We start from the raw sequence: 14,696 nt of genomic DNA on the forward strand, positions 1-14,696 counted from the left end.
GGATTTTAGCTGTAGTCTCCTTATGTGTATTATTCTCCTCTAAATAGTCATCGTTTACCAAAATTTATCGAATCATCAGTTTCAGTAGTTTTCACTAATTTACAATGGAAATCTATTTTAAAACGGTGTACAATAGAAAAGGAAATGAAAGTTTCAGAAACTACAACTCAAAGGAGAGCTATACATGCCAAAATTAGTATTTTCTCGTCATGGACTTAGTGAATGGAATGCGTTGAATCAATTTACCGGTTGGGCTGACGTAGATTTAGCACCACAAGGTGTTGAAGAAGCAATCGAAGGCGGCCGCAAAATCAAAGAAGCTGGAATTGAATTTGATGTAGCTTATACTTCTGTATTAACTCGTGCGATCAAAACATGTAACTTACTTTTAGAAAACTCAGATCAATTATGGGTTCCTCAAATCAAATCTTGGCGTTTGAATGAACGTCACTATGGTAAATTACAAGGCTTAAACAAAAAAGAAACTGCTGAAAAATATGGAGATGACCAAGTTCACATTTGGCGTCGTTCTTACGATACTTTACCTCCATTGATGGAAGCAACAGATGAAGGTTCTGCCGCTAACGATCGTCGTTATGCTATGTTAGACCAACGTGATATTCCAGGCGGAGAAAACCTAAAAGTTACTCTAGAACGTGCATTGCCATTCTGGCAAGACGAAATCGCACCTGCTTTACTAGACAACAAAACTGTTTTAGTAGCAGCTCACGGTAATTCTTTACGTGCCTTAGCAAAACATATCGAAGGTATTTCAGATGAAGATATCATGGATCTTGAAATCCCAACAGGTCAACCACTTGTTTATGAATTAAACGATGACCTAACAGTAGCTAAAAAATACTACTTATAAAAAATTGAGCCCGGGACAAAACTAATTTTTAGTTTTGTCCCGGGCTCTAAAACCGAATAAACGGCGAGAAAAAAGCAGCTCCTTCGGAAATAAGCTGGAATTGCTATGAAACACAGCGAAGCATGAGCTGATGTAAAACAGTACCTACTTGGTCACAAAAATTTGAAGAGCACCAAGTAGGTACCAATCATCATCAGTTCGTAAAATCACTGTGATTCTTGGCAATTTTCGTAAATCCCCTCTTATTGCTGTAAAACACAACGAGGTACGAGTTGATGTTGCACAGTACCTACTTGGTTCTCGGAGCTAAACACTTTTATCTCGGCCTCTTTTTAGTTCTCTAAGTTTTGTTTCAAACGTTCAAGCCAATTGGCGATATTTTCTCGCTGTGTCACAAATTCAAAATCAGACATATTATATTGAGCATAATATCTTCCACCAACGAAACGCACCATGATCGAAGATCGTACTTCTTCCTCTAAAGCATCTTTTTGTAGCTCTTCACGGTAAAATATCCAACTTGTCGCCAAAACATCCTTAGAAGCTTGCAAATCATTTTGGATAATTCGGCTAATTGTCTCTATCAAATCCATTTGCTCTATATCTTTAAAATAAGCATACCAAAGCGTCCGATTTTCGGAATACGTTTCATCAAACAACTGTTTCATAGGTACTTCCCCTTTTCAAGTTGCAAATTTTAGTTATACAAAGTTAGATTCTGTTAAACATTCACGATAAATCGCTTCAACATCTGATTCAGCTAATGGAACAAACGCATCCGTTTTGATTGTACTATGAGCAACTGCTTGTTTCGCCATCTCACCAAATTTTTCCTCATCGATTCCGACAGCCGGCAATGTCATTGGAATATCACAAGCTTTAAAGAAATCGTATGTTGCTTGAATACCTTTTTTCGCCGCAAGCATCGGATCTGTCTCAGTGATTCCCCAAACATTATGAGCAAACTGCGCAAATCTAGCAACTGTTTGTTCTGAAAGTACATAATTCATCCAGCGAGGCGTTAAAATAGCTAACCCAATTCCATGCGTAATATCATAAAATGCACTTAACTCATGCTCCATAGCATGACACGACCAAACACCATGTTTACCGTTTCGTGTCAAACCGTTTAACGCTAAACTACTTGACCACATCAAGTTCGCGCGAGCATCGTAATTATCAGGTGTTTCTAATGCAATCGGGCAATTCTTGATTACCGCACGCATCAAGCCTTCTGAAACAAAGTCTTGTACATCAGTTCCTTCCGTTACGTTGAAATAACTTTCAAATAAATGGCTTAATATATCCGCAGATCCTGCTGCTGTTTGATAAGCTGGCACAGTAAATGTCGTGGTCGGATCTAAAAATGACACTTTTGGCATCATCGCCGGCCCACCAACACCTAATTTTTGGTTTGTAGCTAAATTGGTGATCACAGCTCCAACATTCATTTCACTACCTGTTGCTGCTAAAGTCAAGATCGTAACAATCGGTAAAGCTGCTCCTGGAAATCCTTTGCGTTCTGCTATGACTTCCCAAGGGTCCTCATCACTGTAAAAACCTGCTGCGATCACTTTAGAACAATCGATTGTTGATCCACCACCTACAGCCAAGATGACATCGATCTCATTTTCACGACACAACGCCACACCACGACGAACTGTTTCGATACGAGGATTAGGCTCTACACCGCTCAATTCCACCACTTTATTTTGATTCTTTCCAAGCAAATCGATCACTTGATCGTACAACCCATTTTTCTTAATACTGCCTCCACCATAAACGAGCAATACATTTTTACCATAAACATCCAGTACATCTGTTAATTCTGTTGCCAAACGGTCTTTCCCGAAACGAATATCTGTCGGTACGTAAAATCTAAAATTATCCAATTTTTCTTCCTCCGTTCAATTTAGGTTTCTTATTATATGATAGTCTATCAAAAAAGCGTGTCAAGAAAACTGTCCTTTAGTCCCACTCGATTAAATCATAGTATAAAAACAGCTCCGTCTATAAGCAGGAGCTGTTTTAGTAACTATTTTTATTAACTGTTGATTGCTGTTTCAAGACCGACTTCGATCATATCGTTGAATGTCGTTTGACGTTCTTCGGCAGTTGTTTCTTCGCCTGTTACTAAACTATCGCTAACAGTCATGATCGCCAAAGCTTGCACATCAAATTTAGCTGCTAAATAATATAGCGCTGCCGCTTCCATCTCGATTGCTAAAACGCCTAATTTTCCTAATTCAAATACACCATCCATGCTATCTTTATAAAAGACATCATCAGATAAGACATTTCCTACATGAGTCACAAATCCTTTTTCTTTTGCTGTTGTGTAAGATTTCAATAATAAATCAAAATCAGCGATTTGCGGGAAGTCATACTTAGGAAAGTCATTGCGAATCATTGACGATGGTGTAGCAGCTGCTTGTGCAATCACTAAATCTCTGACATGCACTTTTTCAGAAATCGATCCGCATGTCCCCACACGAATCAATTTTTTCACATCATAAGAGTTGATCAATTCATGGGCATAAATAGTCGCAGAAGGCATCCCCATACCTGTCCCTTGAACAGAGACACGTTCGCCTTTATACGTACCTGTATAGCCTAACATTCCTCTGACTTGGTTATAGCATACCGGATTTTCTAAAAATGTTTCAGCGATGTATTTTGCTCGCAGAGGATCTCCCGGTAATAAAATTTTATCTGCAATTTCACCTGGTTTTGCTTCGATATGAACGCTCATATTTTTTCTCCTTTATAATGACTCTTTTATAGTTCAGCTAATGTTGCTTTGATCAATTCTTTAAATTGAGCTTTAACCCGCTCTGTTGTTTCAACAACTTCCGCGTGGTTCAGACTGCTTTGCATACCTGCAGCTAAGTTCGTGATACATGAAATCCCTAAAACCTTCAAACCACTATGTGCTGCAACAATCACTTCTGAGACAGTCGACATCCCAACTGCATCGGCTCCCATCACGCGAGACATACGGATTTCAGCTGGTGTTTCATACGTCGGACCCGAATACCCCATGTAAACACCTTCTTGCAATGGTACATTTTGTTCTTTTGCCACTTTTTTAGCCACTTCAAAATAAGCCGGTGTATACGCATGACTCATATCTGGGAAACGAGGACCCATCGCTTCGTCATTTTCACCGATCAATGGATTATCTCCCGTAAGTTGATATGATCTGTGATCAACATCAAATTGCCTGGGGTGAAGTTTTCATTTACACCGCCTGCAGCATTTGTGACTATGATTGAATGCGCGTCCATTGCTGCCATTACGCGAACTGGATACGTCACTTTTTGCATGGAGTGTCCTTCATAATAATGGAAACGCCCCTGCATCGCTAATACTTTTTTCCCAGAAAGTGTACCATACACTAACTTACCAGCATGTCCAACAACTGTTGAAACTGCAAAATGAGGCACTTCTGAAAATGGGATCGCAATAGCGTCTTCTACTTCATCTGCCAGCTCACCTAAACCAGAGCCCAGAATCAAGCCAAAATCGACCTCACCAACGCCTTTTTCTTTTAAAAATGCTGTTGTCTCTTTTAACATTTCACCTAATTTTGTCATCATGTCTCTCCTATACCAGTTTATTTAAAAAGCTTTCGCCATTTTCTGTTTTTGGAACTGCAAAGTTTTCAGCCACAGTTGCTGAGATATCTGCATAATGACCTTGCGGCAAGCTGCCTTGGCCGTTCATTTTTTTGCTGTAAACTAACAATGGAACATATTCTCTTGTGTGGTCAGTTCCAGGAAAAGTCGGATCATTTCCATGGTCAGCTGTGATCATCAATAAATCATCATCTTCCATGGCATCGATGATTTCTGGAATTCTTAAATCAAAGGCTTCGATTGCATGGGCATAACCGACTACATCACGACGGTGACCATATAACGCGTCAAAATCAACTAAGTTAGTGAAACTTAAACCTTCAAAGTCTCGTTTCATTACCTTAAGTAATTGATCTACACCATCCATATTACTCTTCGTCCGAACAGAATCTGTGATTCCTTGACCATTGAAAATATCGTTGATTTTCCCAACTGCAATGACTTCTTTTCCATTTTCTTTCAATGAATCCAGTACCGTATGACCAAATGGATCTAGCGCATAGTCATGACGGTTGCTTGTTCTAGTAAAGTTGCCTGGTTCACCAACATACGGACGCGCAATGATCCGACCGATCATATAGGGTTCATCTTTAGTAATATCACGAACATACTGACAGATACGGTATAATTCTTCCAAAGGAATGATCTCTTCATGAGCTGCAATCTGTAATACTGGATCAGCAGATGTATAAACGATCAAGTCGCCTGTTTCCATTTGATGTTGCCCATAATCATCGATCACGGCTGTACCACTGTATGGTTTATTACAAACGATCTTACGTCCTGAAAATTCTTCGATTTGTTTTAATAATTCTTCAGGGAAGCCATCAGGAAATACGCGGAAAGGCTTTTGAATATTCAAGCCCATAATTTCCCAGTGTCCTGTCATTGTATCTTTCCCTACAGAAACTTCTTCTAATTTTGTTGCATATCCTTTATGATCAGCTACAGCTTCAACATTATGAAGAGGAGCAATTGTTCCTAGACCTAGATTTTCTAAATTTGGAATCGTCAAACCTGCTTCTTTTGCGATATGACCTAATGTATCACTACCTACATCACCAAATTTTTCAGCATCAGGCGCTTCCCCGATACCAACTGAATCCATTACAACTAAATGCACACGTTTAAACATAACCATCCTTCTTTCTTTGATTTTGTTTTAAAAGCTTTACCTGTTCATTCCGTAAAACTAGAGTGATAATTATTTATAAAAAGGGCATGACTTAAGATAACTTCCCATAGCCCGCCCTTTTATACTAACTTTATTTTGATTTGATATAATTTTTCCCAATTGCTTTAGGTCCAGAGGCTTTACCTAAGAAAACGACTAAAACAATAATGGTCAACACATATGGTGCCGCTTGTAGATAAACAGCTGGTATTGATGAAATTACTGGAAGACTTGAACCAGCGATACTGATATTTTGTGCAAAACCGAAGAATAACGCTGCCCCCATTGCACCTAATGGATTCCATTTACCAAAAATCATCGCTGCCATCGAAATAAATCCTTGTCCAGCAATTGTTGTAACTGCAAAACGCCCAGCAATCGTTTGAGCAAAGACTGCTCCTCCGATTCCACCTAAAAAGCCAGAAATCAAAACGCCTGCATAACGCATTAGATATACATTGATACCAAGTGTATCCGCTGCTTGAGGGTTTTCACCTACTGCACGAAGACGTAAACCAAAGCGGGTTTTGAACAATACAAACCACGAAAGAATAGCAACTAAAATTGCCACAAACGCTGGCAATGTTGTTTGTTTGAAGAATAAATCCCCTAAAATCGGGATATCCTTCAATATTGGAAATGAAAAGTAACCAAATGATTCTGTGATTGTATCTGTTTGGCCTTTTCCATAAATAACTTTGATCAAGAAAATACCTAAAGCTGGAGCCATTAGATTGACTACTGTACCACTAATGATATGATCCGCTCTTAAATTGATCGTAGCCACTGCATGAAGTAGGGAAAATAACATCCCAACTACTCCACCGACTAAACAAGCAAGCCAAGGAGTGGCCGCACCAAAAGTTTCAGCAAAAGTTAAATTAAATACGACTGAACTAAAAGCACCCATAACCATGATTCCTTCAAGTCCTACGTTCACAATACCACTACGCTCAGAAAATGTCCCGCCCAAAGCCGTGAAGACCAAAGGAGTGGAATAAACCAACGTTTGTGTAATAATCGGCGCCAATACAGCGATTAATGCAATATTCATTAGATTTTTCCTCCTTCTTGACTGGTCGGATCTGATTTTCCAACTAACTCTTCAACTACCGCTACTTCTTTTTTATTGCCAGATGCTTTTGCTAATAAGAAACGAATTAAATAGCTGATTGCCACAAAGAAAATAATTGCCGCAATAACAACATCCACTAATTCAATTGGCACACCTGCACGAAGCGGCATTCCTTGACCGCCAAGCTTCAGCACGCTAAAGAGAATCGCGGACAGGAATATCCCGACCGAGCTACCTGCTCCTAATAAGGAAATCGCCATTCCATCAAATCCAATACTCAAGGAAGAGCCTTGAACAAAGAAGTTTCCAAAGGTTCCTAATCCTAGAACCACACCACCAAGACCAGCTAATGTTCCAGAAATCACCATTGACATCACGACCGTTCGTTTGCTGCTCATTCCAGCATACTCCGAGGCGAATGGATTCAAACCAACTGAACGAATCTCGTAGCCCAATGTTGTCTTCTTCATAAGGAACCAAATTAAAACTAAGAAAATAAGAGCCATAAAAATACCAATATTCAAACGTGAGCCACTACTCAACTCTTTTAAGAAACCTGTTCGTAAACTAGCATTTTCTCCAATTACTTTTGTAACACCTTTGTTGGTCATTAAATCTTTTGACATGACATTATTCACAATATGTGTACTTGTATAAAGGAAAACATAGTTCAACATAATCGTAACGATTACTTCACTTGTACCAAAGAATGCACGTAGCAATCCTGGAATTGCTGCAGCCAACGCTCCAGCTAAAGCACCTGCAAGTACAGCTACAGGTAACACGACCATACGAGGTGCATCTGGCATAGAAAGTGCTACCCAAATACTTGTTACCCAGCCACACAACGCTTGACCTGAAAGACCAATATTAAAGAATCCAGCTGAATTAGCTACAGCAAATCCTAACGCGGTAAAAATCAACGGTCCTGCTGTTACAAAAATTTCACCGATACTTTTTGGACTTTGAAACGCAGTCTTGAGCATCGCTTGATAGCCAGCAACTGGATCTTGACCTGAAATAAGCATAATAATTGCTCCAAGAATAAACCCCATCAATACTGATAATATAGGAACTAAAATATTCCGTAGTTTTTCTGATCGATTATTCAACTACTTCACCCGCCTTTTGATTCAATTCGGCCCTAGCTTCTTCTAATGAATAACCAGCCATTAATAATCCTAATTCATTTTCACTTGTTTCTTTTGGATCAACGATTCCGACGATTTTTCCGGCATGAATAACCGCAATTCGATCAGAAACATTTAAAATTTCATCTAATTCAAAACTAACAACTAATACCGCTTTGTCTTTATCTCGTTGTTCGATCAAACGTTTATGGATATATTCGATTGCGCCAACATCTAATCCACGAGTTGGTTGAGATACGATTAATAGATCAGGATCACGATCGATTTCTCGAGCAATGATCGCTTTTTGTTGATTCCCTCCAGATAACGCTTTAGCAGGAACTAATTCATTCACAGTTCGCACATCGTATTCTTCTATTAAACGGCGTGCGTAAGTATTGATTTGACTATAATTAAGGACACCATTTGTACTTAATGGTTTTTTGTAGTACGTTTGCAACGCAATGTTTTCCGCTAATGTCATATCCAAAATCAAGCCATATTTATGACGGTCTTCTGGAACATGTCCAACACCCGCTTCAGTGATCGTCCGAGGATTTTTATTTGTAATTGCTTCTCCTCTAAGTTCAACTGATCCACTTTCCGCTTTGCGTAATCCTGTCAACGCTTGGATCAACTCAGTTTGGCCATTGCCATCAATTCCTGCAATCCCGACCACTTCCCCTGCACGTACATCCAAACTTAAACTTTTAACCGCTTCTAACCCACGACTTTCCTTAACGACTAAGTCTTTAATTGAGAGAACCACTTCTTTAGGTTCAGCCGCTTTCTTTTCAGTTTTAAATGAAACAGAGCGTCCTACCATCATATCTGCTAATTGTTGCGAAGAAACATCTTTCACATTGACTGTATCGATACTTTGTCCGCGACGAATAACCGTACAGCGATCTGCTACCTTTTTGATTTCATCTAATTTATGTGTAATCAAAATGATCGATTTTCCTTCTTGAACAAGTCCGCGCATGATTTCGATCAACTCATCGATTTCTTGTGGTGTTAAAACTGCTGTCGGTTCATCAAAGATCAACACATCAGCACCACGATACAACGTTTTCAAAATTTCCACTCGTTGTTGTGCTCCGACTGAGATATCACGAATATAAGCGCTTGGATCTACTGATAAACCATACTGCTCAGAAACGCGTTTGATTTCTGCTGTGGCTTTTTTGCGATCCAGTACGCCAGCATTCGTTGGTTCACTTCCAAGAATAATATTCTCTGTTACGGTAAAAGCATCTACTAACATAAAGTGCTGATGGACCATCCCTATTCCTAAACGATTTGCTGCAGTTGGTCCATTGATCGATACTTTTGAACCATTCATAAAGATTTCACCCGATGTTGGTTCTAATAAACCAGATAAGATATTCATCAAGGTAGATTTTCCTGCACCATTTTCTCCAAGCAACGCATGGATTTCTCCAGGCCGGACAGTTAAATTGATATTGTCATTGGCTTTAAACGTCCCAAACTGCTTAGTGATATTGCGCATCTCAATTACAAAGTTTTCCTGAGCCACATTTTTCACATCCTAACGATTTAATCACAAAACTTGCATCATCTATTAATACGGTACTTCTAAAAAATAAAGTAGCTTTTAGGCTCTTAAAGAAAGAAAATGAGTGTTTTTTGATCATTCGTTTTCTTTCTTTAAAGGCTTAATAAAATCTTAGCGCTGCTACAAACGCAGCGCTAAGCAGAAAAATCTATTCTTTTACGTCTTTTGGTACTTCTGGAACAGTGATTTTTCCAGCGATAATTTCTTCTTTGGCTTTATCAACCGCTTTTTGTGCTTCTTCTGACAAGTACCCTTTTGTCAAATCAACACCGCCGTCTTTCAACCCATAAACTAAGTGTTCGCCACCAGGGAATTTATCTTCTAATGCGCGATTGGAGATATCTTGTACTGCAGCACCTACACCTTTAAGAGTTGATGTTAAAGTGAAGTTATCTTCTTTACCGTCTTTTGTTTTGTATTTACCTTCTTTGTCTTGGTCGCTATCTACACCAATGACCCAAACTTTGTCTTTTGAACCAGTTTCATTCAAGTCTTTTGCTTCTTGGAAGACACCTTGTCCAGTACCACCTGATGCGTGGAAAATAATGTCTGCGCCTTTTTGGTACATAGATGCTGCTAACGCTTTCCCTTTAGCAGGATCTCCAAATGAAGCAGCATATTCGATTTCAACTTTGATATCTTTGTTCAATTCTTTTGCTGTATCAATAACGCCTTGGTGGAAACCAGCTTCAAAACGGTCGATGACCGCGCCTTCTTCACCACCGATAAAGCCTACAGTGTTTGTTTTTGTAGTGTGTGCTGCTGCGACACCAGCTAAGTAAGAAGCTTCTTGGTCTTTAAATGTTGCAGATACTACATTATCTTTGCCTTCAATAACACTATCAATGATACCAAATTGTGTATCTGGATTTGCATCTGCTGCCGTACCGATAGAATCTGCTAGTAAGTAGCCAATACCAAAGACTGTTTTAAATCCGTTAGAAACTGCTGTATCAATATTTGTTACATATTCTGAAGCATCGTTTGATTGAATGTAGTCAAAGCCATCTGCTCCTTTTTTAAGATCATGTTCTTTCCCCCAAGCTTGTAAACCTTCCCAAGCTGATTGGTTAAATGAACGATCATCTACCCCGCCAATATCAGTAACGATAACCACGCTGTGATCAGCGTCCCCACCTGCTGATTTTCCATCTGTTGAATCTTTTTTCCCTCCACCACATGCCGCTAATGCAACTGTCAATGCTAGTGCAGTCAAGCCAAAACCAAATAATTTTGCTTTTTTCATCTCTGTAAAGCCCCCTAAAATAGTTTTATATTTTCAACAGCCGGATGACTGAATGAAACAAGATAATGGTGAAACAACTCTCTCTTCGGTCGTCGTGTACTTTTCAACATCAAATCACTTTGTTCATTGTGTTTCTAAGCAAAGCGGAATGAACCGCTCGGACCTCGAACAACCAAAGTAGGTACCTTTTTACATCAACTCTTTTCATTCGTTGTGTATCAAGGCAATTAGGAAAATGATAGAAGAATGTTTTTTATCTTTCTAGCATTTTGTCTATTTGTTGAGAGGTTTGGTTCATGTAGCTGGATCTTGCAATGCCACATGTACAGTAGTGTAGCTAGATCTTATAAATCTTTTTCCGTAAATGCATACGGCAATAACTCACCGACAGTCGTCTCTTTCGTTACACCATGTTCACCGACTAAGGTAACTGACATTTCAGGCGCGCAAAATTCAGCCATCACTTGGCGGCATGCACCGCACGGAGAGATCGGCCCAGGTGTATTTCCTGCAATTACTAGATGTTGGAATTCTCGTTCGCCTTCTGAGACAGCCTTGAAGATTGCTGTCCGTTCTGCACAATTAGTCAATCCATATGAAGCATTTTCGATATTGACTCCTTGATAAGCTTTTCCCTCTTTGGTAATCAAGCACGCGCCCACTGGGAAGTGAGAATACGGTACATACGCTTTTGTTAACGCATCATCTGCGATAGCTAACCATTCTTGTTTTGCTGTCATTTGTCCGCCGCTTTCTTCTATTAGATTAATAGCCTGCTCCAGTTGAGCCTTCCATAATTGCAACCCCAGCACTTGTTCCGATACGTGTCGCTCCTGCATCGATCATTGCTTTAGCTTCTTCTTCATTGTGAATACCGCCAGAGGCTTTGACGCCCATATCTGGTCCGACTGTTTCACGCATTAATTTTACATCTGCAACAGTTGCACCGCCTGTTGAAAATCCGGTTGACGTTTTAACAAAATCCGCACCTGCTTCTTTCGCTAATTCACAAACTTTGACTTTCTCTTCGTCAGTTAATAGCGCTGTCTCGATGATTACTTTGACTAAAGCTTTTCCTTTCGCTGCATCAACAACGGCTTGAATATCCTTCAAGACTTTTTTATATTGCTTAGATTTAAGCGCGCCAACATTGATGACCATATCGACTTCTGTCGCTCCATTGTTGATCGCATCTGTCGCTTCATAGGCTTTTACTTCTGATGTGTTGGCACCTAAAGGAAACCCAATTACCGTACAAACATCAACAGATGTTCCTGCTAAGTGTTCTTTTGCTAAAGCAACCCAACATGGATTGATACAAACTGAGAAGAATTCATATTTTTTAGCTTCTTCAATAATTCGTAAAACATCCTCTTCCTTTGCATCTGCTTTTAAAATAGTGTGGTCAATCATTTGATTTAATTCCATTATTTTTTACACATCCTTTATGCTGTTATTATATCATGAATCAGCTCAGGTTCAGTCCCAGAACTGCCGATTTCGATATTTTTATATAAAAGTTCTTTTACGTTCTCGATTGATTCTGAATTGGCATAAATAGTTAGCAGCGACTCACCAGATGTTACTGCCATACCGACTTTCTTATGCAACTTGATTCCCACCGCATGATCAACTTCATCTTCTTTTGTTGCCCGCCCTGCACCTAGCAGCATTGCGGCGATACCAATCTCATTTGCCACGAGTTTTTGAACAACGCCAGACGTTTTAGCTGGTAGCTCTATTTGATATTTTGCTGTTAATAAACGTTCTGGATGATCGATGATGCTGTCATCTCCACCTTGGTTGCGAATCATTTCTCGGAATTTATCTAATGCTTTGCCTGACTCTAGCGCTTCTTTCAACATCGCACGCGCTTCGTCTAATGTATCAGCTTTTTTAGCTAAAACGACCATTTGACTTCCTAAGATGTAACACATCTCCATTAAATCTTCCGGTCCTTTTCCTTGAAGTGTCTCGATTGCTTCAACAACTTCTAAGCTATTTCCAATTGCCTCACCTAAGGGTTGGGACATATCAGAAATCACTGCCATCGTTTGGCGATTCGCTAAACGTCCGATCCGAACCATTGTTTCAGCTAAACGACGAGCTTCATCGATATTTTTCATAAAAGCCCCTTCACCAGTTGTCACATCTAGTACGATCGCATCAGCACCTGCTGCGATTTTTTTGCTCATGATGGAACTTGCGATCAAGGGAATAGAATTAACGGTCGCTGTCACATCACGTAGTGCATATAGTTTTTTATCCGCTGGTGCTAAATCACCCGACTGACCAATCACTGCTACATGACTTTCGTTCACTAAACGGATAAATTCTTCATCTGGTATCTCTACATGAAATCCAGGGATTGCCTCTAATTTATCAAGCGTGCCGCCTGTATAGCCAAGACCTCTACCAGACATTTTAGCGACACTCGCACCCACACTTGCCACAAGGGGAGCTAAGATCAAGGTTGTTGTATCACCAACCCCACCCGTAGAATGCTTATCTACTTTAATCCCTTGGATCGAGGAAAGATCGATCATTTCACCCGAATTAGCCATCGCCAACGTCAATGTGGTAATTTCTTCATCTGTCATATCTTTGTAAAAAACGGTCATTAAAAAGGCGCTCATCTGATAATCTGGAATATCGCCATTTGTATAACCCGTAATAATGAATTGGATCTCTTCTTTCGTTAAAACCTGTCCATCACGTTTTTTCTCGATCAAATCTACCATTCTCATGCTTTTTTTCCTCCGAATCAATCCCCAAGGATGTATTATACACTAAAATCATTCAGGTTAAAACCTTTTAGTAAAACAGTTTACTAACGCTTACATATTTTGAAAACGCTTATAACACGAACATTAAATCAAATCACCCAGATTGTCAATCGATTTCGTGCTATTTCTCGAAATAAATGTTGTATCGAAAATCTTATTCGGGATTTTCTTATCTGGATCATTGATCGATTCTACTAAAAATTGCGCCGCATAAAAACCGATATCAAAGCTTGGCTGATAAACAGTCGTTAGCCCTGGCACTAGATATTCTGAAATTTCCAATCCATCAAACCCGATAACAGAAATATCATTTGGAATTTTCTTGCCAGACTCTTCAATCGCCTGATAAGCCCCCATCGCCATCTCATCATTTCCACAGAAAATGGCTGTAATTTGCGGATTCTTCAATACATTTTTGGCCGCCGTATAGCCGCCGCCTAGATTTAAGTCCCCACTGCTCATGTATGCTTCCCTCACTGGGATTCCATAATCTTTTAGTGCATGCTGATAGGCTGTTACTCTTTCTGTCAGCTGATAATACCCATCATTTTCTGTCAGCATCGCAATGTGTCTATGTCCTTGCTCAATCAAAAAACAAACGGCTCGGTAAGCGCCTCATATTCTTTCACGATCAAGCGACCATTTTCACGTGGATTGATCCCACGATCGACGAGAATCACCGGAACTTTCCGTTTGCTTTTATTCTTCAAAATGTGATCTGATGATAAAATATTTGGTGTTGCAAAAATAATTCCATCCACCGAACGATGGATCAATTCAGTAACATATTGCGTTGCCTTGTCTTCATCATGCTTAGAATTGCACAACAAAATCATATAACCTAGTGAATTTAAATAGGTTTCTACCCCTTCAATGACTTTCGCAAAGAAAAAATCTGTCACATCCGGCACGACCATCCCAATCGTTTTTGAGTGACGGGTGATGATGTTAGAGGCAAAATAATCCGGCTTGTAATCAAATTCCTCCACTACAGCTAACACTTTGTTTCTCGTTTTCTCACTAAAGCGACTGCCTTTGTTATTGATGATTTGAGATACCGTTGTGACAGAAACACCCGCCATATCTGCAATTTCCTTAATAGTCAATTTCATACTTCATTCTCCCTTTATCGACAAGACCTACCAACCATGTCAACGTTTTCAAAACACGTCTCGAATGAACCTAGTTTATCAGAAT

12 protein-coding genes and 2 pseudogenes are annotated in these 14,696 nt (G+C 39.6%); 1 reads left to right on the plus strand and 13 read right to left on the minus strand.

Annotation, left to right across the window (positions count from 1 at the left end):
* Positions 1-184: 184 nt before the first annotated feature.
* Entirely contained in the window at positions 185-871 is a 687-nt protein-coding gene (gpmA, locus tag V192_RS0105710; RefSeq protein ID WP_025869861.1) for a 2,3-diphosphoglycerate-dependent phosphoglycerate mutase, read from the plus strand.
* A 332-nt stretch (positions 872-1,203) separates the two neighbouring features.
* Here gpmA and V192_RS0105715 read toward each other — a convergent pair whose 3' ends face one another.
* From V192_RS0105715 to V192_RS19415, 13 genes and pseudogenes are all read right to left on the minus strand, one after another.
* A complete protein-coding gene (locus V192_RS0105715; RefSeq protein ID WP_025869863.1) occupies positions 1,204-1,539 on the minus strand; it encodes a hypothetical protein in 336 nt (111 codons plus the stop codon).
* 33 nt (positions 1,540-1,572) lie between these two features.
* Positions 1,573-2,763, minus strand: coding sequence for an iron-containing alcohol dehydrogenase (locus V192_RS0105720; RefSeq protein ID WP_025869864.1), 1,191 nt, complete (start codon positions 2,761-2,763; stop codon positions 1,573-1,575).
* 152 nt (positions 2,764-2,915) lie between these two features.
* Positions 2,916-3,623: a purine-nucleoside phosphorylase gene (deoD, locus tag V192_RS0105725; RefSeq protein ID WP_010766242.1), complete on the minus strand. Its 708-nt coding sequence runs from the start codon at positions 3,621-3,623 to the stop codon at positions 2,916-2,918.
* Positions 3,624-3,649: 26 nt separating this feature from the next.
* A pseudogene (locus V192_RS19410) lies at positions 3,650-4,467 on the minus strand (purine-nucleoside phosphorylase).
* A 10-nt stretch (positions 4,468-4,477) separates the two neighbouring features.
* Positions 4,478-5,644 (minus strand): phosphopentomutase, encoded by a 1,167-nt coding sequence (gene deoB, locus V192_RS0105735; RefSeq protein WP_025869865.1) that lies wholly within the window; start codon positions 5,642-5,644, stop codon positions 4,478-4,480.
* A gap of 130 nt (positions 5,645-5,774) precedes the next feature.
* On the minus strand, positions 5,775-6,737 hold the full coding sequence (locus tag V192_RS0105740) for an ABC transporter permease (RefSeq protein WP_029948141.1): 963 nt from the start codon (positions 6,735-6,737) through the stop codon (positions 5,775-5,777).
* A complete protein-coding gene (locus tag V192_RS0105745) occupies positions 6,737-7,870 on the minus strand; it encodes an ABC transporter permease (RefSeq protein WP_025869867.1) in 1,134 nt (377 codons plus the stop codon). The genes V192_RS0105740 and V192_RS0105745 overlap by 1 nt, the downstream gene beginning before the upstream one ends.
* Positions 7,863-9,428 (minus strand): ABC transporter ATP-binding protein, encoded by a 1,566-nt coding sequence (locus tag V192_RS0105750; RefSeq protein WP_025869868.1) that lies wholly within the window; start codon positions 9,426-9,428, stop codon positions 7,863-7,865. The genes V192_RS0105745 and V192_RS0105750 overlap by 8 nt, the downstream gene beginning before the upstream one ends.
* 187 nt (positions 9,429-9,615) lie before the next feature.
* The gene (locus V192_RS0105755; protein WP_025869869.1) at positions 9,616-10,713 is read right to left on the minus strand and encodes a BMP family lipoprotein; all 1,098 of its coding nucleotides are present in this window, start codon (positions 10,711-10,713) and stop codon (positions 9,616-9,618) included.
* Between the two features lie 344 nt (positions 10,714-11,057).
* Positions 11,058-11,474 carry a cytidine deaminase gene (locus V192_RS0105760; protein ID WP_476729614.1) on the minus strand — a complete coding sequence of 139 codons (417 nt, stop codon included), beginning with the start codon at positions 11,472-11,474 and terminating at the stop codon, positions 11,058-11,060.
* A 4-nt stretch (positions 11,475-11,478) separates the two neighbouring features.
* The gene (gene deoC, locus V192_RS0105765; RefSeq protein ID WP_025869871.1) at positions 11,479-12,141 is read right to left on the minus strand and encodes a deoxyribose-phosphate aldolase; all 663 of its coding nucleotides are present in this window, start codon (positions 12,139-12,141) and stop codon (positions 11,479-11,481) included.
* A 17-nt stretch (positions 12,142-12,158) separates the two neighbouring features.
* Positions 12,159-13,460, minus strand: coding sequence for a pyrimidine-nucleoside phosphorylase (locus V192_RS0105770; RefSeq protein ID WP_025869872.1), 1,302 nt, complete (start codon positions 13,458-13,460; stop codon positions 12,159-12,161).
* A gap of 123 nt (positions 13,461-13,583) precedes the next feature.
* Positions 13,584-14,611, minus strand: a pseudogene (locus V192_RS19415) (LacI family DNA-binding transcriptional regulator).
* Positions 14,612-14,696 lie beyond the last annotated feature (85 nt).

The organism is Enterococcus crotali, assembly GCF_000633635.1.
Lineage (GTDB): Bacteria > Bacillota > Bacilli > Lactobacillales > Enterococcaceae > Enterococcus_L > Enterococcus_L crotali.